This is a genomic window from Legionella norrlandica (assembly GCF_000770585.1).
Classification (GTDB): domain Bacteria; phylum Pseudomonadota; class Gammaproteobacteria; order Legionellales; family Legionellaceae; genus Legionella; species Legionella norrlandica.
This window is the reverse complement of sequence record NZ_JNCF01000008.1, coordinates 59,178-85,925: the sequence shown is the minus strand read 5'-3', so window position 1 is coordinate 85,925 and position 26,748 is coordinate 59,178. Positions and strand designations below refer to the sequence as shown.

The following is a 26,748-nucleotide window of genomic DNA, read 5'->3' as shown; positions in this document are numbered from 1 at the left end:
AATGAGCAGCTTATCATTTGCGGTTTATCAGTCATAACCATCCCCCATCTCACCAATGCCATTTAGCTCAATTTCTGAAAGACTAAGCCTCCATTACAAATCAGCTATCAAAGAAAATAATAAATCTTCCAATACCAATGTATGATTTATATTCATATTATGGCTTAATTTTCGCAATAAGTTATTTATTTTATCGATCTGAGTAAAAACCAAAATCGGATTTAACAATATTAATAGCTTATTTAATTGCTTTTCTGCAAAGCCAGTGTAGGTTATTCGAAATAAATGCATGTACTGCAGTTGGGAATATGCTAAATATAAAAACCACAAAAAAGTATTTAATTCGTATTGACTCCATTCTGCAGCCAATGTGCATGGATGATTTTTGCGTTCAATAATAGCAATCAAACCCTCTAAAATCGCCTCTGAATGCTTCATGATGATTGCCCTATCCGACGACTCTTGATAGTAAGAATCCACCGAACTTAACAGATTATGGGACAATTCATCCGAAGCAGAAAATCGAGTAATTTGGCAGCGACTTAGTACAGTAGGTAATATCGTACTGACTTGTTGTGCTAACAAAATAAAAACGGTATGCTTTGCTGGCTCTTCCAGAATTTTCAATAAAGCATTTGATGCAGCACTATTCATCGATTCAGCTGATTCAATAATGATTAATTTATAATTTGCTCTTTGAGGTGTTAAAAATGCTGTATTCTGTAACTCCCTGATTTGATCAATTTTAATTACTCCACCAATTTTTTCTGGTTTAATCCAATCGATATCAGGATGCTCCATACGTTGAATCATCTGACAATCCATGCAAGTCAAACAAGGTTCTGCCGGTTTAGTTTTACAAAAGAATAACTGAGCTATTTGGCTGGCAAATCTTATAAGATCACAATGCAAAGGACCAACAAATAACATGGCTTGCGGAATACGCCCTTTCATCAATGCCATTTGCATTTTTTGCCACTGTTTCAGATGAGTTATGATATTGTGCGCCATAGAAACTTCTCGATTACTGATTGAATAGCATCTTGTACCTGCCCTAAAGGCTTATTTGCATCAATTGTAATAACTTCAGGATTTTGCTTAGTAAGGCTATGATAGGTTTCATAAACTCTATGAAAAAATTCAATTGCTTCCTGTTCAATTCGATCGAATTTTCCTCTTGCTTTGGCTCTTTGCATACCAAGCTCTGGCTTAATGTCTAAATATAAAGTGAGATGAGGTTTGAACCCCTGTAAACAAAAAGTTGACAATTCATTAATAACTTTTATATCTAAACCGCGGCCTCCGCCTTGATAAGCCAACGTGGAAAGCTCAAATCTATCCGCAATAACCCATTGCCCCTGATTCAATGCTGGTTTAATAACCTGTTTAATCAATTGAATTCTTGCAGCATAGAGAAGTAACAATTCACTTTTATCATCCAGCACATTACTATATTCCGGATTTTTAATTATATTTCTTAAAACCTCGCCTATCGCTGTTCCGCCAGGTTCTCTGGTTGTGATAGTACTGATGTTTTTACTGGATAATAGCTCAACAACCAAATTCACAGCAGTTGATTTTCCTGCTCCTTCCAGTCCCTCAATTACTATCAACTTCCCAGCTAATGATGACATTAATAATCCTTGCGTCTGTATTGATTAATTGCTTGTTTTTGTTGCTCGTAAGTTTCAGAGAACTGATGAGTGCCATCTCCTTTAGCAACAAAATATAGATAATTAGATAATTGTGGATGTGCCGCAGCATCAATTGCCTCCTTCCCTACCATCGCTATCGGTGTGGGAGGCAATCCTCGATTTAAATAAGAATTATACGGTGATGGTATTGATAAATCATCATGAGATAATTTGCCCTTGTATTCATTTCCGAGGCCATAGATGACGGTAGGATCCATTTGTAAAGGCATTTTTTTCCTCAGTCGATTTATCATTACACCAGAAATTAACTTTCTCTCTTGAGCGATTGCAGTTTCTTTTTCGATAATGGAAGCAGCAATCAGTAGCTCATAAGGAGTCTTGTAGGGTAAATTAGGTGCTCTATTATTCCAACTGATACCCAGATAATTCAATAAATTACGATGAGCCTGCTCTAATAAAGCCCTACTGCTACTGCCACCTTGATACTGATAGGTATCTGCAAGTAATAGACCTTCTGCATTTGGATAATTTCCTTTAATGATCTTCCAGTCATCAGGATTATATTTCAGATAATTGGCTTTTCTTAAATCCTGCTCTACTTTCTGCTGGGTTGTACCTTCGATAATTGTAAAATTTAAAGTAAGAACGTTCCCTGCAACTATCCTGTGAAGCAGTTGCATTGCAGTTTCTCCAGGGCTAATTTGATAAATTCCTGCTTTTAGCTGATGAGATAACCCCTTAAAGCGAATAACCATGAGAAGTAACTTTGCAGAATGGATCAATTGCCTGTCTTGCAAAGCACGAGCAAATTGGTAAGCTGATGCTGCCCTATCGAGAGTAATAATGGTTGGAGATGCATTTTTAGGAATCATTGGAGCATATAATAATCGATGTATACTCCAAGATAAAAACAAAAAAGACATAAAAAACATAGCTATAATAAGAACAACCAGTTTTTTAAGTCTTGAGAACTGCATTTAAATTCGCTTGAACAATAAACTACCGTTTGTTCCGCCAAAACCTAGCGAATTGCTTAGAACATAGTTAATGCTTCTTCTTTGCGGCACATGAGCTACATAATTCAAATCACATCCCTCATCAGGATTATCCAAATTAATAGTAGGTGGCGCAACCTGATCTCTGATAGCCAGAATACTAATGATTGCCTCAACAGCCCCTGCAGCTCCAAGTAAATGACCTGTCATGGATTTGGTTGAACTAACAGCCAAATCATAAGCATGATTTTGGAATACACGCTTAATCGCTTTTGTTTCATTTAAATCATTCAGATAAGTTGATGTACCATGGGCATTGATGTAATCAACGGCTTTAGGATCTATGCCAGCGTCATGTATAGCTGCTTCCATTGCTCGAGAAGCCCCATCAGCGTCTTCATCAGGTGCTGTAATATGATAAGCATCTCCAGACATTCCAAAGCCTACCAATTCCGCATAAATTTTTGCTCCACGAGCCTTCGCATGCTCATATTCTTCCAGTACCAAAATACCAGCACCTTCGCCCATGACAAAACCATCTCTATCCTTATCCCAAGGTCTTGAGGCTTTCTCCGGCTCATCATTGCGCTTGGATAAAGATCGTACTGCTGAAAAACCAGCAAGACAAAGTGGCGTTGTGGTCATTTCAGCACCACCACAAATCATGACATCAGCATCACCATAAGCAATAATACGTCCTGCAAGGCCGATGTTATGTGTTCCAGTAGTGCATGCTGTCACAACAGAAATATTAGGCCTTTCAGCTGATGCTTAATAGAAATCTGTCCAGCAACCATGTTGATAATACCTGCTGGAATAAAAAATGGTGAGACCTTACGTGGACCACCTGAAACCAGTTTATCCTGATTGTTTGTAATTGTTTGAATTCCGCCAATACCAGCACCAACTGCCACACCGGCACGGCGAGATAAGGCTTCATCAATTTTCAAACCTGAATCAAGTATAGCTTCATCAGCAGCTGCCATACCATATTGAGTAAAGACATCCATTTTACGGGCGTCTTTAATTGGCATGTGATCCTCAACATTAAAGTTCTTGACCTTAGCCCAAATTTTCGTTGGATATTCACTGGTATTAAAATCTTCTACCAAGCCTACCCCGCTAACTCCAGCCAAAATATTACGCCAAGTTTCTTCTACATTAAGACCGACAGGAGTAAGCATTCCCATGCCAGTAATAACCACACGCCGCTTATTCAATGAGAGCTCCTCGAAAAAAATTAAGCTTCTTCTTTGTTTAGATTAGATTCAATATAATCAATAGCTTCCTGAATAGTAGTAATTTTCTCAGCTTTTTCATCAGGAATTTCTGTTTCAAATTCTTCTTCAAGAGCCATAACTAACTCTACTGTATCTAAAGAATCAGCACCTAGATCATCAACAAATGATGCATCATTTTTTAATTCTTCTTCTTTAACACCTAATTGTTCCACAACAATTTTACGAACACGATCTTCAACTGTACTCATAACGTGATTTTCCTCTTTCGATTGATAGAAATTATTAAAAAATACTGACGGCTAGTTTATTCAATTATACAGATAACGCAAGTGCATTTAACTCATATACATACCGCCATTGACATGAATTGTTTCACCTGTGATATATTTTGCACTATCTGATGCTAGAAAAGCTACTGCTTCTGCTATATCTTCTGGCTGACCCAACTTACGCATAGGAATTCTTTTGAGCATTTCTTCTTTGACCATATCTGGCAAAGAAGCAGTCATATCGGTATCAATAAAACCAGGAGCTACTACATTGACGGTAATTCCCCTACTACCAATCTCCTGCGCTAAAGATTTAGAAAAACCAATAATGCCAGCCTTAGCTGCAGTATAGTTTACCTGGCCAGAATTTCCACTGGAACCAACAACAGAGCCTATAGAAATTATTCTTCCCCAACGTGCTTTGAACATAGGCTTTAAACAAGCTTTTGTCATTCTATAGATAGAGTTTAAATTGGTTTCTATTACTTTGTACCACTCTTCATCATCCATACGCAATAATAAATTGTCCGCTGTAATGCCTGCATTATTCACCAGAATAGCAGGACACTGATCATTGTCGGATAAAGTAGACATCAAATTTTCGACTTGTTCCGTGCTAGTGACATCTAAAACGATTCCTTCACCAACTAATTTTTCTTTTTCAAAAAAAGAATTAATAGAAGCTGCTCCTTGCTCAGTAGTTGCTGTACCAAATACAAAAGCACCATTTCGTGCCAGTTTCTCAGCAATTGCACGACCAATGCCGCGACTAGCGCCAGTTACTAATGCAATCTTATTTTCTAAATTGCCCATTTAGTTTCCTCTCAAACTGGAATATGTAAACGCTCTATGACTTGCTCAAGGCTGATGCTGTCATAAACACTGATGGTCGGTAGATTTCTTTCTATTCTTTTTATCAAGCCATTCAAAACTTTTCCTGGACCACATTCTATTACCAATTCAGTCTCACGTCGTTGAATTAACTGGATTGTTTCAACCCAACGAACAGGGCTGAATAATTGCTCTTTGAGCTTTTCTCTTATATGTTGAGTAGAATGATAAACACTTAAATCAACATTACTGATCACATCGACTGAAGGCACTTTAAACTCTATAGAAGCAAGACTGTCTGCAAATAATTCCGCAGCTTCCTTCAACAGAGGACAATGGCAAGGAACGCTTACAGGAATAACCATTGCTAACCTAGCCCCAGCATCTTCAGCTAATTTAATGATTAAATCCACTGCTACTTTATGCCCAGCAACAACAGTTTGACCTATGGAATTATAATTGGCTGGTGTAACTAAGTGACTCGTTGAACTGGCTTGTTCACATAAGGAACGTATCTGTTCATCAGATAGCCCAACTATGGCAGCCATGGCTCCTTCACCTAACGGAATGGCATTTTGCATCACCTGTCCCCTGCGGGCTACTAATTGAGCTGCTTCTCTTAAAGACAAGGAATTAGCGCAAACTAGTGAAGCATATTCTCCCAAGCTGTGGCCAGCCATTACTTGAGGTTGAGGCACACCTGATTGCATTAATAAACGATAAATTGCAACGTCAGCAGTTAACATAGCTACTTGCGTATATTCTGTTTGATTTAGTTTCTCTTCAGGTCCGTTTTGCACTAAATCCCACAGATCATAGCCTACAGCATCTGAGGCTTCTGTAAAAACATCTGTGATAACGGCATATTGAGGTATAAAGTCAGACAACATACCTATAGACTGAGATCCCTGTCCTGGAAATACAAATGCTGTTTTTACCATAATAGAATTAACCCTTAATTGTAATTTAGTAACGAATCACCATGGCACCCCAGGTCATTCCACCACCAAAGGATTCAATTAATAATACTTCATCCCTTTTAATTTGATTACTTCTAATTGAATAATCAAGAGCTAAAGGAATAGAAGCAGCTGAAGTATTACCTTGGTTGCCAATTGTAACTATGACATGTGACATAGGGAGAGATAATTTTTTAGCTATGGCTTGTATAATCCGTATATTAGCCTGGTGTGGGATCAGCCAGTCGATATCAGACTTTTGTAAATGACTTACATCTAGTACTTCATCAACAATATTGCCCATAATATTCACGGCGATTTTAAATACTTCATTACCTCGCATTCCAATCGTTGCTTTTTCTTGTTCGAACGTTGAATTGCGAAGAACCAATAATTTTTCAGCGTCATAAGCAGAATGCAAAACACTGCCTATTATCCCTTCGCGTTCACTTGCGCTCAAAACAACTGCACCAGCACCATCGCCGAATAACACACAAATAGAGCGATCAGTCCAATCAACTGCTCTGGACATGCTTTCACTGCCAACAACGAGTACATGTTTAGCAGCCCCTGTCGCAATGTATTGTCTCGCTATATCCATGGCATACACAAAACCACTGCATGCAGCACCAACATCAAAAGCTGGAATAGGTCTTTTGATTTGTAAAGCATTTTGCACATGACAAGCAACACTTGGGAAAAAATGATCTGGAGTACATGTCGCTACTAATATCAAATCAATTTCTTCTGCATCAAGACCTGACGCAGCCAAAGCTCGTTCAGCCGCTTTAGAAGCCATATAAGATGTTGTTTCATGCTCTTGAGCAACACTACGACTACTAATACCTGTTCTGGTAACAATCCATTCGTCACTAGTGTCGAGGATGGTTTCCAACTCAGTATTAGTAACTTGCCTTTCTGGAGAATAACTCCCAGTGCCATTGATAACAGCATTCTTCATAACAACAATCCTTGATTTATAAAATCATTTATTTGATCGCGTACCAAATCAATAACATTATTTTCGACCTCAAGAACAGCTTGTTCAATAGCATGTTGGAAACCTATTTCATTGGCTCCACCATGGCTTTTGACAACAATCCCGTTCAAGCCGAGCATGCTGGCACCATTATATCGAGATGGATCTAAACGATTTTTTAAATGTTTTAAGGCTGGTAAAGCAATAAAACCAGCAATTTTTGTTAGCCAGTTTCTATTAAATGATTCTTTCAGGAGGGTTAGCAAAAGTTTTGCCAAACCTTCACTCGCTTTTAAAGCAACGTTCCCTACAAATCCATCACAAACTACCAAATCCACCTCACCAGTGTAAAAATGATCTCCTTCAACATACCCTACATAATTCATAACAGAGCTTTCTGCCAGCATATGTGCAGTACGTTTAACCTGATCATTTCCTTTAATTTCTTCAACACCAATATTCAGCAAACCAATTTTAGGTTTCGATTTGTTTTCAATGGCTTGTATTAGCGCAGAGCCCATTACAGCAAATTGAAATAAATGCTCTGCACAAGAATCAACATTAGCGCCTAAATCAATAACTCTGGTCTTGCCGCCCATAGTAGGTAATTCTGACACTATCGCTGGACGATCAATTCCCGGTAAAGTTTTCAATACGTATCGTGCAGTAGCCATCAATGCACCAGTATTGCCTGCGCTCACACAAGCCTGTGCTCTTCCTTCCTTAACCAAATTAATTGCCACACGCATTGAGGAGTCTTTTTTGTTACGCAACGCATGGGATGGCAATTCGTCCATTGTGACCACCTCTGAGGCATGAACAATAGTGATTTGTTGGGAAGACAAGATGCCATGTTTTTTCAGAGATGCACTGAGCTTGTCTTGTACGCCAACAAGCAAAAGTCTCAAATTGGGATTATTTTTAGCTGCACGAATACAGGCAGGAATCACCACATCTGGCCCATGATCCCCACCCATCGCATCAATTGCAATGGTGATGTTTTTCAAGAAAATTACTCTTGTTCGTAAGCAGTTTCAGCATCAATAATTTTTTTGCCTCTATAATACCCATCAGGTGTCATATGGTGACGACGATGAGTTTCACCTGTTGTTGGATCAACAGACAACGTAGGTTTGGTTAGCGCATCATGAGAGCGTCTCATGTCACGTCGTGAGCGTGATTTTTTATTTTGTTGTACGGCCATTGTATTACTCCTAAACAAATTGCATTCGTAAAGCGGGAATATTACCGATATTTTAACTCCAATCCAAGTATTAATTGCCAAAATATCAATTAGATTCTTTTTCCCCTGTTAAAATTTCATTGATTTCACTATTACACTCATTAAAATCAGAATGAAATTGAGGTGCATAGAGATGCAGTTCATCAATAATTAATTCATTTAAATCAACCTGCCAGTTTGAAGAAACAACACACTCATATTGGCTCAATAATTGTTCAGCCCTCTCATCATTTCGACAAACAGCAATGACAGTGGAATTCTCATAACCTACAGTGAAATCGTCCATGCAACGCTGACAAATGATGCTCAAATTTCCCTGTACATTCAGGTGAATGAGATAAACATCCTCTTTCGCCTCAACATGATAAATTGCTTTCAAATGGCACACAGGTCTAATGAAAGAAGGCAATCGCTCACTTAGAGCCACTTCACTTTCTTGTTGACCTTGCTTTGCAAGCTCTTGCAAATGAATCATAAATAATATACCTAAAATACGAAGTTGCTTCTTAAATTTTATTTATGAATCAAATTATTTTTGATTGCAAACATAATGAGAACGAAGCAATAATTAAAATTTAAAAACACTATATTATCTAATTCTCTGTAAGAAATATCAACTTATTGGATGAATATCTTTGTATAGAACAAATATTCATTACCATTATTGTCCGGTGTAGTAAAACAATTCAGCTAAACATTTAACGCCATTCTCAATAATTTATAGGTTAATTAACGCTGGGATAATAAGGATTGATAGTTCCGGCTTTGTTTCGTTCTGAAACTATAGTGATTGTGTAGTAAAATTTGTTAAAATTGTATTTTTATAGAAATGCGAAACACTCAAAGTACGAACCATTTATGAAAGCGAAAGTTATTGTTGGTATGTCCGGAGGAGTTGATTCCTCTGTTGCAGCCTGGTTATTAAAAGAACAAGGATACCAGGTAGAAGGGTTATTTATGAAGAATTGGGAGCAGGATGATACGGACAATTTTTGCTCTGCGGCAAAAGATCTGGCGGACGCTCAGGCTGTATGTAACCAGCTACGTATACCTCTGCATACCGTCAATTTCTCAAAACAATATTGGGATAGAGTATTTACCTATTTTCTCAATGAGTATGAAAAAGGAAGAACACCAAATCCCGATGTCTTATGCAATAAAGAAATTAAATTTAATGCCTTTTTGAATCATGCCTTAAGTTTAGGGACAGATTACATAGCAACTGGCCACTATGCAAAAAATAAAATAGAAGGATCAGTTGGTTATTTATTTAAGGCAAAAGATAGGGAAAAGGATCAAACTTACTTTTTGCATGCCGTTGAACCTGAAGCATTGGCCAAAACTCTTTTTCCTATAGGTGATTTTACAAAACCACAAATTAGGGAGTTTGCAAAAGAACTTGGCCTCGTAACTCATGATAAAAAAGATTCTACGGGAATCTGCTTTATAGGTGAAAAAAGGTTTAAAACTTTTCTTAATGAGTTCATACTTGCCAAACCCGGGGAAATAAAAACTACGGCTGGAAAAAACCTTGGTAAGCATGATGGCTTATGTTTTATACTCTAGGCCAACGCCAAGGTTTGGGTATAGGAGGGTTGCAGAATTCCACAGATGAACCCTGGTATGTTGTTGATAAGGATGTAGCAACCAATACTCTGTATGTTGCACAAGGCAGCCAACACCCCATGCTGTACGCTCAGGGTTTAATATGTGGTCCTATTCATTGGTTAGCAGACTGTCAAAATAGTTTACCACTAACCTGCTTTGCTAAAACCAGATACAGGCAAACAGAGCAGGCATGTATGATTTCTCCCTCAGACAATAACCAGCATTATGTGATGTTTTCAACCCCTCAACGTGCAATCACTCCTGGGCAATTCATCGTATTTTATGAAAAGAACCAATGCCTGGGTGGGGCAACTATAGAACAAATCATCCGCTGAACATATCATTGAGCGTCATGTTCATACGATTCTTTTGAGATTACACATACGCCCTGATACATACGCTTCATACACTACGAAATAATGAGTATTATTGGTATAATAAATGATAATAGTTATTATTTCGGAGTTCAGTATGGCAACCGTTGATATATCAAAAACGTCAGACATCTATTTTTCTGTGAGTGCAGCGGATAAAGTCGCAGAATTAATTAAAGAAGAAGATAATTCCAATTTGAATTTGCGTGTTTCTATTACAGGCGGCGGTTGTTCCGGATTCCAATATGGATTTAGTTTTGATGAGCAAATTAATGAAGACGACACCATTGTAGAACAACAATGCTCAGATGGGAAATATTCTGTCAAATTACTCATAGATTCAATGAGTTATCAATATTTGCATGACGCCGAGATTGATTACATCAAAGGAATCCAGGGCGAACAATTTGTCATCCGCAATCCTAATGCCAAAACGACCTGTGGTTGTGGTTCTTCATTTAGTATGGATGAAGAGGATGAGTTATAAAAAAAATCACTATCTTCTTTAAGACAGTGATTTTAGATTTTTACGGATGAACAATTTATATTATTAATTATAATCAATAGGATTTGATAATTACCTTCGTACCAATTCTGATAAAATTCTGACTTAGCCATTTTGCGTCATGGGGCCTAACTCTAACGCAACCATGACTAGCATTATAATTCGGCACATCAGGGGAGCCGTGTATTGCATATAATTTACTAAAGAACATACAATAAGGCATAGGAGCCCCTCCCTTGCCTACTGGATAGCGACTTGAACGGCAACCTGGACCGCCTTTGCTGATAACTCTGAAAACGCCAGAAGGAGTTTTGCATGATCTGCGAATGTCAGCACAGTAACGCTTCCCGCCCGATCCACGCCCTGTCCGTATGACCTTCCCATCCGCATTGATGGCTTTCCATGTTAAAGTATTGGGATTAAAAATAAAGGTATTGCCAGCTGTAAATCCATCGCAAAATAAGAACATCCCCAGAATAACAAACATAGCTTGAGAAAATAATCTTAAATGAAATTTGGACTTTTCCATGATTTGGACCTTTTTTATTTCCATTGCCTTATTATTTTAGTTCAATTTTCATACAATTCAAATGGAGTCGTAACAATGGAGGCAACAATATAATTGAAATTATCAAAATAATTTCAAGCAATATTTTTAAGACAAGGCAAAATTTTATTTTTTGTCCTACTATATAAATGTGGACTCTAAAATAACGTGAGTTCGATTAAAAGACCTATTGTTTTTTAAATCGATAAACGAACGTTATCCCGTAAATACAGCATTTTTACGGGAACCACGCTAAAATGATCCGGTTCAGTATTAAGAAATAGCATTATTTTTGATATTGAACTCACGTTAAATAAGGATAAACAATCATGTCAAGGAAATTACTTATTGCAACAACTTTAGCCTTAAGCAGTTCATTATTTCCCTTAATATCAAATGCTGAGGAGACATCAAGCCCCAATGAGATGTCTAAAGACAATTGGTTAAATTCTATGACCCCATTACTGCCCGATCTTATATGCAAGGGATTCATTCAAGACGCCGATTTAAAAAAGAGATTTGATGAAATTAAAATGACCTATGAACAATGTGTCACGTTAATTCCAGAAAGTACTAAGAAATGTCAAGATGAACTTTATGCCAGTATGCCAGATACGATTAATAACGAAACTGCTTCAAAATGGGGTAGAGCATTGGGAGAGTGTATAGGAAAAGATTTTGCTGAAAAGCATTTAATACCAAAATAAGCTAGACAATATAAAAATCTAGAAAATAGATAGATTGACATGATTATTTGGCTTGCTACGTTCAGTAGCAAGCCTAATATATACTGTTGACTAATTCAATTAACTATCCATTTTTCGTTGTGCTGTAAATATTCCTTTATTACTCCATACAGCTAATTGTACTTTTTAAAAAATTACTAATCAGAAGAAGCTATTCCTCTGTCCAATGATCTATTCCAGATTTTTTAGTTAAGAATTCGATGAAATTTTGATGTTGCCGCAACTCATCTTCTGTCGCTCGTACTAAAACTGGATTATTCAAGTGCAGTGATCTCTTTTCTTGAGTTTTCATTTTGGAATGGCCTAAACTGGATTCTACTCCAGAAAATAAACTACTTTGCCCACCTGTCATCGCCAGGTAGACATGAGCTAAAATTTCCGCATCTAATAATGCACCATGCAGATCGCGATTAAAATGATCTATCTCATAGCGTTTGCATAAAGCATCCAGACTGTTGCGTTGGCCAGGGTGCTTTTCTCGGGCTAGGACAAGAGTATCAACAATCCGGCAATAGTCCTCTAACGTTTTTCCCCATTTGACATGTTTTAACTCAGAATTAAGAAAGCCAACATCAAATGGGGCGTTATGAATAATTAATTCAGAGTCTTCAACAAATTGTAAGAACTCTGTCACAATATCTTGAAACAAAGGCTTATCCTGCAAGAACTCAGTACTAATGCCATGAACTCGGAAAGCCCCTTCCTCCACTTCTCTTTGTGGATTAAGATAAACATGGAAATGACTTCCACTTAATTTTCGATCAATAAGCTCAACGCAACCTATTTCAATAACTCTGTGTCCTAGTTCAGGACCAATTCCAGTCGTTTCAGTATCTAATATAATTTGCCTCATCACTTTACGATAATTCCTTAATACCCAGATTTGCTAAAGCATCGACTAAATCATTTTCTAAATGGCCTGAGTGCCCTTTAACCCAATGCCAATGAATAGTATGAATGGAAGCTAAGTTGTCTAAAGATTTCCATAACTCGGCATTTTTGACAGCTTCTTTTTTAGAGTTACGCCAACCATTTATCTTCCATACTTTTATCCATTCCGTCATTCCTTGGCGCAAGTATTGCGAATCAGTATATAAATCAACTTCACATGGACGCTTTAATGCCTCCAAGCCTTTAATTGCTGCCATCAACTCCATACGATTATTTGTAGTTTGAGTCTCGCCTCCATGAAGTGTTTTCTCTCTCCCATTATAACGAAGCAAGACGCCCCAACCACCTGGGCCAGGGTTTCCCTTGCATGCACCATCAGTATATATTTCTACTTTCATAAAAATAAATCAGGATAAAGTTGAGCATTGGGATCCATAGCATAAACTGAAAAATCAGTAACACCACTTTGTCTTAAAACATCTTCGTCAATAAAAAAATTTCCAGTAGTTGATCTCGATGGTTGGTGAACAATCCAGTAAGCAGCATCTGCCATAATCTGAGGTTTGCGACTTGCCATGTACAGTTCTCTAGGGAAATGGACTCGTATTGCATCAGTAGCAATAGTGGTTTTTGGCCATAAAGAATTCACTGCAATTCCAGCTTCTTTAAACTCTTCAGCCAGGCCTAAAGTGCACATACTCATACCATATTTACTCATGGTATAAGCTAAATGATGAGCAAACCAAGTTTTATCCATATTCAGTGGGGGAGATAAAGTCAAAATATGGGGATTATCACTTTCGAGTAAATATGGAATAGCGGCTTGAGAGCATGCGAAAGTTGCTCTGACATTGACGCCATGCATCAAATCATAGCGTTTCATTGGGGTATTCAGCGTATCAGTTAGGCTGATTGCACTCGCATTGTTAACCAATACATCGAGTTGTCCAAAAGTTTCTAAAGTTTTGGTTATTGCCTTTTGAATCTGTTGCTCATCTCTCACATCAACCATCAAAGGAAGTGCTTTCCCGCCTAACTTCTCTATCTCCTTAGCTACTGAGTAAATAGTTCCTTCAAGTTTGGGATGCGGTTCTGCTGTTTTAGCCGCAATAACTATATTCGCCTTATCGTTTGCAGCAAATTTTAAAGCGATTTCTCTGCCTATCCCCCGGCTTCCTCCCGTAATAAAAATGACTTTACTCATGACTTTTTCTCTCTCAATTTGATACCACCAATCCATGTCAAAAGAAGGCGCATTAACGTTCCATAAGGCGGATAAAACCAACTCACTGTGGAAATTAATCTTTGAGCGAAAACCGGCTTTAGTTTTGAAAAGCTATCAAACCCTTCCTTTCCATGATAATGCCCCATACCGCTATGCCCAACACCCCCAAAGGGCAGATCATCAATTGCAATATGCATTATAGTTTCATTGATAGTTAAAGCGCCGGATAATGTTTTGGTTTGAATAAGTTTTATCTCTTCCTTGTCTTCTCCAAAATAGTACAAAGCAAGAGGGTTTGGTAATGAATTAATATAATTTACTGCATCATTTAGGGATCTATAAGTCATTACCGGTAATATAGGGCCAAAAATTTCTTCCTTCATGACACGCATTTCATTTGTGACATGAAACAAAAGATACATAGGTAACTTGGGGCTCTCTGAGGCCTGCTGGCCAAACTCAACAACACGAGCGCCTTTGCTTCTTGCATCCTCAACTAGATCCAGCAATCTCTTTTTGTGCTTGTCAGTAATTATACTTGTATATTGCTTATTACTCATTAATTCCGGATAAAAAGTATTAATAAATTTTTTAAATTCCCTTTCAACGATCTCATCCCAACCTTGTGGGATTAATAAATAATCGGGGGCAATGCAAGTTTGGGCTGCATTAAATAACTTACCCATAAACAACCGCTTAAAATAATTGGTATTCATAGTGCAAGATAATACCGCAGGAGATTTACCCCCTAACTCTAAGGTAACAGGAGTCAAATTCTCACTGGCTGCTTTCATGACTAATTTCCCTACGTGAGTCGAACCAGTAAATATCAAATGACCAAACGGTAAGGAAGCGAATTGTTTTGATACCTCAATATCGCCATTTACCACACAAACATAGCGCTCTAATCCAATAGATTGAAATAATGTTTGCAAAGCATCCCCTATGTTTACTGATAATTCAGACATTTTTATCATGACCCTATTACCAGCTGCCAAAGCATAAATAGTTGGCACTAAAGCCAAGTACACAGGGTAATTCCAAGGAACTAAATTACCGACAACTCCAAGCGGCTGGGGTATAACATAAGCTTTTGCGGGAATAAATAGCCAAGACACATGCCGATGTCTTTTTTTCATCCAACGTTTCATGTTTTTTAAGCAATAATTGATCGCCTTTATTGTTGGAAAAACCTCTAAAAATAAAGTTTCTTCGGCAGCGCGATGAGAGAAATCTTTATTTATCGCCTCAGCCAAAACAGAAGCTTCCTTTTGTAAAGCTTTTTTTATAGCAACCAACACCCTCTTTCTTTCGCATAAAGAAGGATAAGGATCAAGTTCATACTGTGTATGCAAGCTTTTAAATTCTGCAAATAAATCCATTATTAGTCTCTATTATTCAATGAAATATTGGACTTCTTTCGAAACCCTACTGCCATGGAGAATTGCTTTGTCGATATGGTGCTCGAATCCTCATATACTACTGTATATACTAGGGTTCTGTGCTTCGTTTCTCCTCGCACTTCTCTCATGGCAGCCTGCACGGAAATAACCATCCAAGAGATTCAATCAAAGTATAATTTCCCCTCTCTATTCCTTTTGTAAATTGAGTAACCTAAATTCCTTATTTAATATCTTTGTTTTAATTTTTGCTAGATCCGGAGCAAAATATCGATCCTTATCATAAGGTTTCACCACATTTCTTACATCGCGATAAACTTTATCCAATTGGGGTGAAGTCTTTAATGGTTTATGAAATTCAAGTCCTTGACAAGCCGCTAACAACTCAATAGCAATAATGGTTGAAGTATTATCAATCATCTCATGCAAGCGGCGTGCTGCATTAGTTGCCATAGAGACATGATCTTCCTGGTTTGCTGAAGTGGGAAGACTATCAACAGAATGCGGATGAGCAAGAGCTTTATTATCACTTGCACAAGAAGCCGCAGTTACATGAGCAATCATAAACCCCGAATTCAAACCGCTTTCTTTCACCAAAAAGGCAGGTAAACCACTAAAATTTTTGTCGATTAACAACGCAATTCGCCTTTCTGCGTTGGCACCAATTTCAGACAAAGCTAATGCCAAGTTATCAGAGGCCATAGCAATGATTTCCCCATGGAAATTACCTCCTGACAAAATGTCCCCTTGCTCAGCAAAAACCAAAGGATTATCTGAGATGGCATTGGCCTCAACTTGTAGGGTCTGTCCAACAAATTCCATTTGGTGAAGAACTGCTCCCATAATTTGGGGCTGACATCTTAATGAATAAGGGTCTTGTACTCGATTACAATGTCTATGGGATTCGCGAATTTGGCTGCCTGCCAATAAATTTCTATACATGGCAGCAGCAGTAATTTGAGCTTGATGGCCACGAATTTGATGTATTCTGTCATCAAAAGGAACATCACTTCCACAGGCAGCATCCACAGACAAGCTGCCTGATATAATCGCTGTTTCAAATAATACTTCACTAGTGTATAAGGCCGATAGAGCAAGAGCTGTAGAGACTTGTAAACCATTAAGAAGAGCTAACCCCTCTTTTGCCTCTAACTCTATAGGCCTCAATCCAGCGCGTCTCAAACCTTCTTCGGCACTAATTATTTGTCCTTGCCATCTTACTTCTCCTTCTCCCAATAGAGGCAAGGACATATGGGCAAGAGGTACTAGATCGCCAGAGGCGCCTACCGACCCTTTCGCTGGAATGCAAGGATAAATCTTATTATTAAACAAAGCCATTAAAGCCTCTATTAATTCAAGCCTAACTCCAGAATAACCTTGGGCCAAATTATTTATTTTTAGAAGTAGAATCAGGGCTACTACTTCATCAGGCAATAAATCGCCTGTTCCACAAGCATGAGATAAAACAATATTCCTCTGCAATTCTTTCAAATGCTCTGACGAAATGGTTTGATTTGCCAAGGAACCGAATCCCGTATTCACACCATACACTGTTTTCTTCTCTTCAATTACTTTTTTTACAGTGTGACGAGAAGCTTGTATCAAATCATAAGCATCCTCAGATAGAATACAACTTTGTCCTTCCTCTAAAATCTGCTTAATGTTGAGTAGCGATAATTGGCCAGGTTGTAGAATAAAACTCTCTAACATGAACAAACTCCTGTTATGATTCCATAGGTAGCCAAAGCGAATTTTCTTTTGCACATTTTTTCGCGAGTTGATAACCCGCATCAGCATGTCTCATTACGCCAGTGGCAGGATCATTATGCAGAACTCGAGCTAATCGCTTGGCAGCCTTCTCGGAACCATCTGCAACAATAACAACACCGGCATGCTGTGAAAATCCCATACCCACTCCCCCACCGTGATGAATGCTGACCCAGGTAGCTCCACTAGCACAGTTTAATAACGCATTAAGTAAAGGCCAGTCAGAGACAGCGTCACTACCATCCAACATACCTTCCGTTTCACGATTAGGACTCGCCACTGAGCCAGAGTCAAGATGATCTCTGCCAATCACTATGGGAGCCTTAACTAGCTTGTTCTTAACCATTTCATTAAAAGCCAAAGCCAAGCGTGCCCGGTCCTTTAATCCAACCCAACAGATTCTCGCTGGCAACCCTTGAAATGAAATTTTTTCTTTAGCCATATCTAGCCAGTGATGTAAATGAGGATCGTCAGGTATTAATTGCTTCACCATCTCATCGGTGGCATAGATATCTTCCGGATCGCCCGATAAAGCAACCCAGCGAAATGGGCCTATCCCTTCACAAAATAGGGGCCTAATGTAAGCAGGAACAAACCCTTCGAATGAAAAAGCATTTTTTTCTCCTGCTTCAAATGCCATTTGTCTTATGTTATTCCCATAATCAAAAACCGGAATTCCTCTTTTCTGGAATTCAAGCATAGCATGCACTTGAATAGCCATTGATTTCTTAGCGGCCTCGACTACTTGACTGGGCGACTTTTGTCTCATTTCAGCAGCTTTCTCTAGTGTCCAGCCTAATGGCAAATAGCCATTAAGTGGATCATGCGCACTAGTCTGATCAGTCACTAAAGAGGGTTGAGCGCCACGCTCAACCAGTTGAGGGAATATTTCAGCAGCATTTCCCAAAACAGCAACTGAAATAGGCTGTTTGCTTTGACAGGATTCATTAATCCAATCCAGTGCCTCCACCAAATTATCTGTGTAACGATCCAAATATTTTGTTTGTAATCGTTTTTCTATTCGGCATCTATCGCATTCTACGGCCAAAACACTGGCTCCAGCCATAGTACCTGCCAAAGGCTGTGCCCCCCCCATACCACCTAAACCGGCTGTTAATATCCAACGTCCTGAGAGATCCCCTTGATAGTGTTTTTTTGCTGCTGCAACGAAGGTTTCATAGGTGCCTTGCACAATTCCTTGCGACCCAATATAGATCCAACTCCCGGCCGTCATTTGGCCATACATCATCAGTCCTTTTTTATCTAATTCATTAAAATGTTCCCAAGTAGCCCAACGAGGAACTAAATTAGAATTGGCAATTAATACCCTCGGAGCGTCTTCATGGGTGGTAAATACCCCCACTGGTTTACCAGACTGAATTAACAAGGTTTGATCGCTATTTAATTGCTTTAATACCTGCATTATTTTATCAAAACATTCCCAATTTCTAGCGGCTTTACCTAAACCACCATAGACAATTAAAGAATCTGGATCTTCAGCCACATTGGGATCCAGGTTATTACAGATCATTCGTAAAGGGGCTTCAGTCAGCCAACTTTTAGCTTGAATTTCACTGCCTCTAGGGGCAGAAATAACTCGTTTACTTCCATCTTTATCCATTAAGAATCTCTCCTATTACGTGCAACATAAAAGCATTCCTGCATCATACACGAGTCACCTTTCTGCGTGAATAGACTTTATTCCCAAACCCAACGGCAGTGAAAAATTACTTATGCAGTAAACAATATAAAAAGCTGAAATGAGCAACTAATATTCACACTGTTTTTTATATGATATAATTTAGGTTCATTAATTTTGTTAAGATTGCAATAATATGGAAAAGCACCCCAAATCCCTTCGTGTCTACTTTACCACTGAAATGTGGGAACGATATGGTTTTTATGCAGTCCAATCCTTACTAGCACTTTATTTAGCATTACACTTTAAATGGCCCGACAAAGAAATTTATGCGTTGGTTGGTTCATTTACAGCGCTTACTTATCTCTCACCATTGGTAGGCGGTTGGATTGCTGATCAGTTAATTGGTCAAAAGCGAGCAATTTTATTAGGTGCTATCGTCCTATTTTTAAGTTATTGTCTTTTGTCATTGTTTGACAGCCCTCTAGCCCTGACTTTTTCCTTAGCAGGAGTTGCTGTAGGAACCGGTTTATTAAAGCCAAACATCTCATCATTATTGGGCAATGAATACCCTGTAGGCTCAACAAAGAGAGAAGGTGGCTTTACTATCTTTTATATGGGCATTACCACAGGAATTATATTAGGAACCACTTTACCAAGCCAATTCAATGAGCTTTTTGGCTGGGCAGCTTCCTTCACTAGTGCCGCATTTGGATTAATTATTGCATTTTTCGTGTTTTTATTTGGTATGTATCGATACAAAATTGAAGATTATAATCCATTTGTTTTCAAGCTGAATAAAGTCATTTCAGCCTTTGTGTTACTATTTCTGTTATGGGCACTATCTTTTTATATCCTAAGCTCACCTAAACTTGCCAATATTATGTTTGGGCTGGTAGTACTCTTCTCAGCCAGTTACATTTTGTATTCTGTGAATCACGAAAATGCCAATCAATCACGGCAGACATTAGTTATTGGTTTATTATGCATTATTTCGGTTATCTTTTGGGCATTTTATTTTCAAATGTTTATGTCCTTAACATTATTTATTGCTCGTGTGGTTCAGCCAACCTTTTTAGGCATTGATTTCCCACCCCCCTACTACATCACAATACAAAGTATTGGCATGTTAATTATTGGTTATTTTCTGGCAAAAAAACATCATAAACTGACGTTGATAGAAAGAGGTTTAAGCACTGGGAAAAAATTCATTCTTTCAATAGTGTTTATGACTGCTGCGTATTCTATCATTGCCTTAGTCAGTACTGTGGTGAATAAATCCGTTTTAATTTCACCCCTCCTTATCATCCCAGCCTATTTGATGATTTCCCTGGCTGAATTACTGCTTTCTCCCGTTGGGTTATCGGCAATAACCGTATTAGCTGATAAAAATAAAGTCAGTACCATGATGGGGATCTTTTTCGTCTCCTTGGGAATTGGTGGTTTTCTTTCTGGAAAATTAGCTGAATTAACAGCCATTCCTAGCGGTGAAACTAATATAGCAGTTTTAAAAACCTTATACGCTACAGCATTTACTCAACAGCTAAGCATATTATTTATTGCAACTTTAGGCTGTCTGGTTTTATTCGCTGTCATTAAATTTTTATTAACACATATACAGACCGCTGAACACCAATGAATCGCTTTCAATGATGTTATTATTACTCTCCCCAAAAGAGTCGATAGAAGAGACTCTCTGTACGATACGGTTTTTCAAGAACTTCGTCTTTGCGGGCGTAGCGAAACAATCCAGATATCTAAATTGCTTCGTCGCTGCGCTCCTCGCAATGATCTTAAAAAATGTACCCTACAACAAAGGGAAGGGCTAAAAAAAACTTTTTATGTAAATCAATTGTTGCTATTATTCAATATTTTTTGACAGAAGATAATCTTAGTATGCTTGAACAAAATCCAGCGCTTGAAAAAATATTAAAATCTCTTGGGGACATTCAGGCGATCGATGTTAAAGTCATTGATGTACATAAACAAACAACAATCACTGATTTTATGATCATCGCTTCAGGTCGATCATCCCGCCACGTCAAATCCATAGCTCAAAAAGTTTTGGAAGATATGAAGCTCGCAGGCTTACCTTGTCTAAGCTCTACCGGAATTGAAAACGGTGACTGGGCCTTGCTTGATTTTGGAGACTTCATATTACATGTTATGCAACCAGAGTACCGTCATTTTTACAATCTTGAAGGGTTATGGGAAGAGCCCCCAACTAGTTCCTAAGAGTTCACTATGCTAAAAATTACTATCATCGCTCTCGGCAATAAAATGCCTGACTGGGTAACCCTAGGCTCAAATGAATATATAAAACGGTTTCATGACGGGATTCAAATAAAAGTGATTGAAATCCCTCTAATACGCCGCAGCAAATCATCCGATTTACCTAGAATACTTGAAAAAGAAGCCACCTTAATTAGAGAAACAATCCCTAATGGAGCACGTCTAATTGCTCTGGACATGGCAGGAAAATCCTTTAGCAGTGAAGAGTTAGCAATTAGAATAAGTCAGTTACAACAAATTTCCAGTCATTTTTGTTTTATCATTGGTGGGCCAGAGGGATTATCCAGTGATATATTGAATCTTTGTGAAGAGCATTGGTCACTTTCTAAACTGACGCTCCCACACCCTTTAGTTCGTATTATTTTACTTGAAACCTCTACAGAGCCTGGTGCATTATTAATAATCACCCTTATCATAAGTAATCTGGAAGTTTTTAATTGCTTTGTTTATAACTTTTCCCTCCGATTATTTCTGGTATAAATCAAATCGCTAAAAAATGATATTATAATAAATGAATCATAAAGAATATATTATGTTCAATTGGATTGATTTATTATCTTTTATTGAGGTGATTTATTCTTTTAGCGTAACATTGAGTATTGTTGGCCTTCTTGGCCATGTGTTAACATCTATAATTTTGGATAAATCATAATGGGCGTTACAATTAAAACTCCTGACGAAATAGAAAAAATGCGCATTGCTGGTCGACTGGCGGCAGAAGTATTGGAGATGATTGGACCTTATGTACAAATAGGTATTAGTACTGATGAATTAAACACTATTTGTCATGATTACATTGTCAATGTGCAAAAAGCTATTCCGGCTCCTTTAAATTACAATGGTTTTCCCAAATCAATATGCACCTCGATCAATCATGTAGTATGTCATGGAATTCCTGGAAAAAAGACTTTAAAAGATGGTGATATCATTAATATTGATGTCACTGTTATTAAAGACGAATACCATGGCGATACCAGCAAAATGTTTATTATAGGCACTCCATCTGTCAAGGCAAAACATGTGGTTCAGGTAGCTCATGAGTGTTTGTATATCGGCATAGACATGGTTAAACCAGGTGTTCAGCTAGGTGATATAGGATTTGCTATTCAGCAACATGCTGAAAAAAATCGTTGTTCAGTAGTACGTGATTACTGTGGGCACGGTATTGGCAGGGTATTTCACGAAGATCCACAAGTGTTACATTATGGAGTTCCAGGAACTGGGATGAGATTGGAGCCAGGGATGACGTTTACAATAGAGCCCATGGTCAATGCAGGAAAACACCACACTCGGCTATTACCGGATCATTGGACTGTTGTTACTAAAGATCATAGTCTCTCAGCTCAATGGGAACATACTCTCTTGGTAACCGATACCGGTGTTGAAATTTTGACTTTACGCAATGAAGAACGATAATCGCATTATAAAAAATACGATTAAACAGTTCAAAGAGAAACTGTGTCAAGATTTTAGTCAAAAAGCAGATATTACTTCCATCACCCGTAAGCTTGCTGTATTTATTGATAATATTTTAATTCACTTATTTGTCAAAAATAAACTACACCAAGGAGACAATTTCTGCCTCCTTGCATTAGGAAGCTATGGTCGTCGAGAGCTTCAACTTCATTCAGACATAGATTTATTATTACTTCATACGGAACAAGTAAATAAAATTCAGTTACAGCGTGCTCAAAAATTCATTCAGGATTGCTGGGATGTCGGACTAGAAGTAAGCCATCAAATTACTACTGTCTCCTCATGTGCCAATTTAGCCAGTGAGGATTTGAGTGTCATTTCGACGATTATGGATATGTTCTTGCTATGTGGCCGTGGGGCTTTAATGGAAGAATTGGTCTATCAAACCCATACGTTGCATATGTGGCCAAGTCACTTATATTTTTATGCCAAACTTCAAGAACAAGAGAGTCGATATGCCAAATATGGAGAAACAGCCTACAATCTAGAACCAAATGTCAAAAATGGCCCCGGCGGACTAAGAGATTTACAAATTTTACTCAGCATCAGCAAACGCCACTTTAAAATAAAAAAATTAGCGGAAGGAATTAGCTACGGCTTTATTACTGATAAAGAATATGAAGAACTTAAATACTGCCAAAATTTTCTTTGGCGGGTCAGGTTTGCCTTACACATATTAGCGGGTAAACCTGAAGATCGCTTGTCATTTGATTATCAAGTCAAATTAGCTCAATTTTTTGGATATAAAGACCTACCCCATTCTTTAGCCATAGAGCAATTTATGAAAAACTATTTTAAAGTGATCAAACGCAATCGAGAACTTAATGAGATGCTCTTGCAATGGTTTAATGAAACAATAATTTATAATCAGAAACAAAAAATTGTCCACCTTGATAATGAGTTTCAGCTTTCAAATAAGTTTATTGAAGTACGCCATACCCGAGTATTTAGTCAATATCCGCAATCGTTATTGAAGTTATTTTATTGGATCGTAAAGCGGCCTGATATAGAAGGAGTAAGAGCAAGTACAATACGATTAATAAGGGAATCATTATTTTTAATGGGTAGACGCTTTAGAGAATCCGCTGAGACAGCTAATATCTTTATCAATATATTTAGAATTGGAAACGACCCATATGATGCACTGCAAAGAATGAACAGATACGGAGTTTTAGCTCACTATCTAGATTGTTTTGCTACAGTAACTGGACAAATGCAATATGATTTATTTCATGCCTACACGGTAGATCAACATACTTTATTTGTTATCCGTAATATATCCCGTTTCAAAAAAGAGGAATACGCAAAGCAATTTCCTTTGTGTGCCAAAATTATGACAACTTTGGAAAAGCCGGAAATTTTATATCTTAGCGCTTTATTCCATGATATTGCTAAAGGACGTGGGGGAGATCATTCTGAATTGGGGGCCATTGAAGCACAAGAATTTGCGCAACGACACTTTATGGATCCAGAAGACAGTAAGTTATTAGTTTGGCTTGTGCGTTACCACTTATTAATGTCGCAAACAGCGCAACGTAAAGACATTTACGATCCTAAAACTATAGAGCAGTTTTGTCAGTTGTTACCACTTTCAAAATATCTGGATTATCTTTATTTACTCACTGTAGCCGACATCTGTGGTACTAATCCTACTCTTTGGAATGCCTGGAAAGATTCTTTGCTTAAAGAGTTATACCGTGCTGCAAAAAATAGACTTCAAAAAGAACAGGAATTAGTAGACGAAGCAGCCCTCATATCTATCCGTAAACAACGTGCTTTAGAGATGTTAATTTCACAAGGCATATCTCCTAACGCAGTACATTATTTATGGAATCAATTTAAAGGAAAATATTTTCTTCACGAATCTCCTGAAATAATAGCCAGACATACTAAAGCAATTTTAAATTGTAAGAGTTTTCCTGTGGTAATGATTATGCCTCATCACAGCCAAGGCGGTACTGAGGTATTTATTTATATGCCCCATAGAGACGAGCGATTTACTATTACGACTTCAGTGCTAAGTAATCATCATGTCACTATCCAAGAAGCCGCAATTATCACCTGTGATAATCAATTTGATCTGGATACTTACATTATTCTAGATGAAAACAATCAAGCTTTATTAGACCAACATCGTGCAGCAGATATCCAAAAAGCCTTGTGTGAACATCTTGCTAATACAGGACGATTACCTACAATTTCCCGCAGAAGATTATCCAGGGCTTTAGCCCACTTTAATGTTGCAACTCAAATCACTTTTATCGATGATCAATTCAGCCACCACACACAACTTTTTCTTGTAACAAGTGATAGACCAGGGCTTTTAGCAACCATAAGTCGAGTGTTTCTAATTTTGAATATTCATTTGCATAATGCAAAAATTGCTACTGCTGGTGAGCGAGTAGAGGATATGTTTTATATTTCCAATCAAAAAGGACTTCCTTTGAATCAGGAAGAAAAAGAGAGCCTGCGTGAAAAATTAACTCAGGAATTATCTAAGAGCAAATGTTGAAAAGACTAATTCAAATAATATCCAATATAGAGCTAAATATTATTACTACGCCAGGTTTTACTACCAATATAAGCAACAGCAGCTATTGTTGCGCCTAAGGTTAATGCTGCAGCTCCTGTTTTCAACATAGGCCACCATGAACTGTTATTAGCTGGTGCTTTAGAATGACCTTGTCTGGCTGCCGGTTCCGGTGCAGCGGCTTGCTTAGCTTCTGGTTCCGGTGCAGCGGCTTGCTCAGCTTCTGGTTCCGGTGCAGCGGCTTGCTCAGCTTCTGGTTCAGGAATAACAATATTAAAATCTGTGATAGGCACCTCTCCCGGTTGGTTGGTTAATCTTCTATAGTGCTCCAATTCTTCACGGTAAGTGTGACTTAGTCTTTCAATATTGTTTTGTATTCTATTAATCATTTGATCAGCATCGGCATCATTCCATAATGCTATAGTATTCCCATACTTGTCCTTCTGCGAGTTAAATGCTCCTTCTCTTTTCACTATAAATTCAAGTAAACTTTCCAAATTTTCACAATTAACAAATTTATATAGGGTACCAATAAATTTAAGTTTTTGACTTTCGGTTAAACAATTGAAATGGATGTCGAATGTTGTAGGTAACGCATTACCTACCTGAATATTTTTTGACTCAGGACTTTGGCGTTTAGGTGTGTCTGAAAGCCCCATTCCTGCATCAACAAGTATTGCTACCGCTCTTGTATGACCACTTTCGTCCCTTTCAATGACAAATCCTGTATTACCACCTGAACCACCCAACCAATCAGGGTCATCCAATACTTTTGCTATAGCTGCAATTTCCATTAACCCATCAAGAGGATATTCTTGTCTATCTTTGACAATACTTTCTGGCGGCCTATGATGTGTTTCAATAAAACGTACAAAATCCACACCCAAATCAGAGTAATTACTCAGCATTTTACCCATAAAAGTAACGTGATACTTATCATCCATGGAAGTTCCATAGGTTGGTAATCCTTGATAGAAAGCTTCGCTTAATTCTCTTGTTACTTCAAGGGGATTCCCTCCATGAGTGAAATATAAATTCAATAGATCTTTGCAATGATCTCCTTTTTGCAGTGCAATGCGACATTCTGGTGTGCGTGACAGTGTGGAATAAAAATCAAGTAAAATTTTCTCTTTTATACACTCTCCTGAGGAACCCTCTATCTTCTCAATGAAGGATATTTTCTCTTCCATTTGCCGTCTTTCTTCTTTAGTACGATATACTTCCCTCCTAATTTTTGGTACAGATCCTCCCTGTTGACCAAAAAAACCGGCATTTTGATATGCTCCATGCTTGCCATGGAAAACTTTAGGTTTATTTGACATAATTAAACTCAAACAGATAGTTATATATACATAATAGCAATTAATTATATATTTAGGCTGTATATTGAGTTTTTTGTTCTAATTTAGTTAAAATGATGCCTACAGATGTCTATCTAAACATTAGAGCTCTTACATGCCGTTTTTGAATTGGTGCAAGACACAAATATTTTGAGGAGCGAGGCTTACATGAAGTGAATGAGCACCTGAGAAATGCTTGAAACAAAGCAATAATACAAAAGAAGCAGGTTATGCAA

Annotated in this window: 24 protein-coding genes and 3 pseudogenes; 8 read left to right on the top strand and 19 right to left on the bottom strand. The window is 37.9% G+C overall.

Translation table 11 applies throughout. From position 1 onward, the window contains the following. Positions 1-93 precede the first annotated feature (93 nt). The 11 genes and pseudogenes from OK13_RS03535 to OK13_RS03485 all read right to left on the bottom strand — a co-directional run bounded on the left by OK13_RS03535 (position 94) and on the right by OK13_RS03485 (position 8,647). Positions 94-999: a DNA polymerase III subunit delta' gene (locus tag OK13_RS03535; protein WP_081964850.1), complete on the bottom strand. Its 906-nt coding sequence runs from the start codon at positions 997-999 to the stop codon at positions 94-96. Next, a complete protein-coding gene (gene tmk, locus OK13_RS03530; protein WP_035887720.1) occupies positions 993-1,634 on the bottom strand; it encodes a dTMP kinase in 642 nt (213 codons plus the stop codon). Before tmk ends, OK13_RS03535 begins: the two co-directional genes overlap by 7 nt. Further along, positions 1,634-2,632: an endolytic transglycosylase MltG gene (mltG, locus tag OK13_RS03525; protein WP_035887718.1), complete on the bottom strand. Its 999-nt coding sequence runs from the start codon at positions 2,630-2,632 to the stop codon at positions 1,634-1,636. Before mltG ends, tmk begins: the two co-directional genes overlap by 1 nt. Then, positions 2,633-3,870 (bottom strand): annotated as a pseudogene (gene fabF, locus OK13_RS03520) (beta-ketoacyl-ACP synthase II). A 20-nt stretch (positions 3,871-3,890) separates the two neighbouring features. Continuing rightward, entirely contained in the window at positions 3,891-4,139 is a 249-nt protein-coding gene (gene acpP / locus OK13_RS03515; RefSeq protein WP_018576556.1) for an acyl carrier protein, read from the bottom strand. Between the two features lie 87 nt (positions 4,140-4,226). Then, the gene (gene fabG, locus OK13_RS03510; protein ID WP_035887715.1) at positions 4,227-4,973 is read right to left on the bottom strand and encodes a 3-oxoacyl-ACP reductase FabG; all 747 of its coding nucleotides are present in this window, start codon (positions 4,971-4,973) and stop codon (positions 4,227-4,229) included. An 11-nt stretch (positions 4,974-4,984) separates the two neighbouring features. Then, a complete protein-coding gene (gene fabD / locus OK13_RS03505; protein ID WP_035887712.1) occupies positions 4,985-5,932 on the bottom strand; it encodes an ACP S-malonyltransferase in 948 nt (315 codons plus the stop codon). A 25-nt stretch (positions 5,933-5,957) separates the two neighbouring features. Next, the gene (locus OK13_RS03500; RefSeq protein ID WP_035887711.1) at positions 5,958-6,911 is read right to left on the bottom strand and encodes a beta-ketoacyl-ACP synthase III; all 954 of its coding nucleotides are present in this window, start codon (positions 6,909-6,911) and stop codon (positions 5,958-5,960) included. After that, positions 6,908-7,936 carry a phosphate acyltransferase PlsX gene (plsX, locus tag OK13_RS03495; RefSeq protein ID WP_035887709.1) on the bottom strand — a complete coding sequence of 343 codons (1,029 nt, stop codon included), beginning with the start codon at positions 7,934-7,936 and terminating at the stop codon, positions 6,908-6,910. Before plsX ends, OK13_RS03500 begins: the two co-directional genes overlap by 4 nt. A gap of 5 nt (positions 7,937-7,941) precedes the next feature. Then, a complete protein-coding gene (rpmF, locus tag OK13_RS03490; RefSeq protein WP_035887706.1) occupies positions 7,942-8,133 on the bottom strand; it encodes a 50S ribosomal protein L32 in 192 nt (63 codons plus the stop codon). Positions 8,134-8,218: 85 nt separating this feature from the next. Then, a complete protein-coding gene (locus tag OK13_RS03485; RefSeq protein ID WP_035887704.1) occupies positions 8,219-8,647 on the bottom strand; it encodes a DUF177 domain-containing protein in 429 nt (142 codons plus the stop codon). Positions 8,648-9,030: 383 nt separating this feature from the next. Between OK13_RS03485 and mnmA the strand changes: the two are divergent. Then, positions 9,031-10,115, top strand: a pseudogene (gene mnmA / locus OK13_RS03480) (tRNA 2-thiouridine(34) synthase MnmA). 136 nt (positions 10,116-10,251) lie between these two features. Further along, positions 10,252-10,641 (top strand): iron-sulfur cluster insertion protein ErpA, encoded by a 390-nt coding sequence (gene erpA, locus OK13_RS03475; protein WP_035887702.1) that lies wholly within the window; start codon positions 10,252-10,254, stop codon positions 10,639-10,641. Positions 10,642-10,714: 73 nt separating this feature from the next. Here erpA and OK13_RS03470 read toward each other — a convergent pair whose 3' ends face one another. Further along, positions 10,715-11,188, bottom strand: coding sequence for a L,D-transpeptidase (locus OK13_RS03470; RefSeq protein WP_035887741.1), 474 nt, complete (start codon positions 11,186-11,188; stop codon positions 10,715-10,717). Positions 11,189-11,535: 347 nt separating this feature from the next. Between OK13_RS03470 and OK13_RS03465 the strand changes: the two genes are divergently transcribed. After that, complete coding sequence (locus OK13_RS03465) at positions 11,536-11,913, top strand: hypothetical protein (protein ID WP_035887700.1); 378 nt, start codon at positions 11,536-11,538, stop codon at positions 11,911-11,913. A gap of 190 nt (positions 11,914-12,103) precedes the next feature. Here OK13_RS03465 and dnaQ read toward each other — a convergent pair whose 3' ends face one another. From dnaQ to hutU, 6 genes are all read right to left on the bottom strand, one after another. Next, the gene (gene dnaQ / locus OK13_RS03460) at positions 12,104-12,805 is read right to left on the bottom strand and encodes a DNA polymerase III subunit epsilon (RefSeq protein ID WP_035887740.1); all 702 of its coding nucleotides are present in this window, start codon (positions 12,803-12,805) and stop codon (positions 12,104-12,106) included. Positions 12,806-12,809: 4 nt separating this feature from the next. Next, complete coding sequence (gene rnhA / locus OK13_RS03455; RefSeq protein WP_035887698.1) at positions 12,810-13,241, bottom strand: ribonuclease HI; 432 nt, start codon at positions 13,239-13,241, stop codon at positions 12,810-12,812. Continuing rightward, complete coding sequence (locus OK13_RS03450) at positions 13,238-14,047, bottom strand: SDR family oxidoreductase (protein ID WP_035887738.1); 810 nt, start codon at positions 14,045-14,047, stop codon at positions 13,238-13,240. Before OK13_RS03450 ends, rnhA begins: the two co-directional genes overlap by 4 nt. Continuing rightward, a complete protein-coding gene (locus tag OK13_RS03445; protein WP_035887696.1) occupies positions 14,044-15,450 on the bottom strand; it encodes a coniferyl aldehyde dehydrogenase in 1,407 nt (468 codons plus the stop codon). Before OK13_RS03445 ends, OK13_RS03450 begins: the two co-directional genes overlap by 4 nt. Before the next feature lie 207 nt (positions 15,451-15,657). Then, positions 15,658-17,178 (bottom strand): histidine ammonia-lyase, encoded by a 1,521-nt coding sequence (gene hutH, locus OK13_RS03440; protein ID WP_035887694.1) that lies wholly within the window; start codon positions 17,176-17,178, stop codon positions 15,658-15,660. A 13-nt stretch (positions 17,179-17,191) separates the two neighbouring features. Continuing rightward, the gene (gene hutU, locus OK13_RS03435; RefSeq protein ID WP_035887692.1) at positions 17,192-18,856 is read right to left on the bottom strand and encodes a urocanate hydratase; all 1,665 of its coding nucleotides are present in this window, start codon (positions 18,854-18,856) and stop codon (positions 17,192-17,194) included. A gap of 214 nt (positions 18,857-19,070) precedes the next feature. On the opposite strand from hutU, the gene OK13_RS03430 reads away from it, so the two are divergent. From OK13_RS03430 to glnD, 5 genes and pseudogenes are all read left to right on the top strand, one after another. Next, entirely contained in the window at positions 19,071-20,513 is a 1,443-nt protein-coding gene (locus tag OK13_RS03430) for a peptide MFS transporter (RefSeq protein ID WP_035887690.1), read from the top strand. A gap of 257 nt (positions 20,514-20,770) precedes the next feature. After that, complete coding sequence (gene rsfS, locus OK13_RS03425) at positions 20,771-21,109, top strand: ribosome silencing factor (protein ID WP_035887733.1); 339 nt, start codon at positions 20,771-20,773, stop codon at positions 21,107-21,109. A 9-nt stretch (positions 21,110-21,118) separates the two neighbouring features. Then, positions 21,119-21,588, top strand: a pseudogene (rlmH, locus tag OK13_RS03420) (23S rRNA (pseudouridine(1915)-N(3))-methyltransferase RlmH). 229 nt (positions 21,589-21,817) lie between these two features. Beyond that, complete coding sequence (gene map, locus OK13_RS03415; RefSeq protein ID WP_035887688.1) at positions 21,818-22,582, top strand: type I methionyl aminopeptidase; 765 nt, start codon at positions 21,818-21,820, stop codon at positions 22,580-22,582. Further along, positions 22,569-25,154, top strand: coding sequence for a [protein-PII] uridylyltransferase (glnD, locus tag OK13_RS03410; protein WP_035887687.1), 2,586 nt, complete (start codon positions 22,569-22,571; stop codon positions 25,152-25,154). The genes map and glnD overlap by 14 nt, the downstream gene beginning before the upstream one ends. 32 nt (positions 25,155-25,186) lie before the next feature. Here glnD and OK13_RS14810 read toward each other — a convergent pair whose 3' ends face one another. Further along, positions 25,187-26,494: a hypothetical protein gene (locus OK13_RS14810; RefSeq protein WP_035887684.1), complete on the bottom strand. Its 1,308-nt coding sequence runs from the start codon at positions 26,492-26,494 to the stop codon at positions 25,187-25,189. Positions 26,495-26,748: the final 254 nt, after the last annotated feature.

Coding starts and splice junctions, on each gene's coding strand:
- tmk (WP_035887720.1), bottom strand. CDS start 1,634: ATGTCATCATTAGCTGGGAAGTTGATAGTAATTGAGGGACTGGAAGGA.
- mltG (WP_035887718.1), bottom strand. CDS start 2,632: ATGCAGTTCTCAAGACTTAAAAAACTGGTTGTTCTTATTATAGCTATG.
- acpP (WP_018576556.1), bottom strand. CDS start 4,139: ATGAGTACAGTTGAAGATCGTGTTCGTAAAATTGTTGTGGAACAATTA.
- fabG (WP_035887715.1), bottom strand. CDS start 4,973: ATGGGCAATTTAGAAAATAAGATTGCATTAGTAACTGGCGCTAGTCGC.
- fabD (WP_035887712.1), bottom strand. CDS start 5,932: ATGGTAAAAACAGCATTTGTATTTCCAGGACAGGGATCTCAGTCTATA.
- OK13_RS03500 (WP_035887711.1), bottom strand. CDS start 6,911: ATGAAGAATGCTGTTATCAATGGCACTGGGAGTTATTCTCCAGAAAGG.
- rpmF (WP_035887706.1), bottom strand. CDS start 8,133: ATGGCCGTACAACAAAATAAAAAATCACGCTCACGACGTGACATGAGA.
- OK13_RS03485 (WP_035887704.1), bottom strand. CDS start 8,647: ATGATTCATTTGCAAGAGCTTGCAAAGCAAGGTCAACAAGAAAGTGAA.
- erpA (WP_035887702.1), top strand. CDS start 10,252: ATGGCAACCGTTGATATATCAAAAACGTCAGACATCTATTTTTCTGTG.
- OK13_RS03470 (WP_035887741.1), bottom strand. CDS start 11,188: ATGGAAAAGTCCAAATTTCATTTAAGATTATTTTCTCAAGCTATGTTT.
- OK13_RS03465 (WP_035887700.1), top strand. CDS start 11,536: ATGTCAAGGAAATTACTTATTGCAACAACTTTAGCCTTAAGCAGTTCA.
- dnaQ (WP_035887740.1), bottom strand. CDS start 12,805: ATGAGGCAAATTATATTAGATACTGAAACGACTGGAATTGGTCCTGAA.
- rnhA (WP_035887698.1), bottom strand. CDS start 13,241: ATGAAAGTAGAAATATATACTGATGGTGCATGCAAGGGAAACCCTGGC.
- OK13_RS03450 (WP_035887738.1), bottom strand. CDS start 14,047: ATGAGTAAAGTCATTTTTATTACGGGAGGAAGCCGGGGGATAGGCAGA.
- OK13_RS03445 (WP_035887696.1), bottom strand. CDS start 15,450: ATGGATTTATTTGCAGAATTTAAAAGCTTGCATACACAGTATGAACTT.
- hutH (WP_035887694.1), bottom strand. CDS start 17,178: ATGTTAGAGAGTTTTATTCTACAACCTGGCCAATTATCGCTACTCAAC.
- hutU (WP_035887692.1), bottom strand. CDS start 18,856: ATGGATAAAGATGGAAGTAAACGAGTTATTTCTGCCCCTAGAGGCAGT.
- OK13_RS03430 (WP_035887690.1), top strand. CDS start 19,071: ATGGAAAAGCACCCCAAATCCCTTCGTGTCTACTTTACCACTGAAATG.
- rsfS (WP_035887733.1), top strand. CDS start 20,771: ATGCTTGAACAAAATCCAGCGCTTGAAAAAATATTAAAATCTCTTGGG.
- map (WP_035887688.1), top strand. CDS start 21,818: ATGGGCGTTACAATTAAAACTCCTGACGAAATAGAAAAAATGCGCATT.
- glnD (WP_035887687.1), top strand. CDS start 22,569: ATGAAGAACGATAATCGCATTATAAAAAATACGATTAAACAGTTCAAA.
- OK13_RS14810 (WP_035887684.1), bottom strand. CDS start 26,494: ATGTCAAATAAACCTAAAGTTTTCCATGGCAAGCATGGAGCATATCAA.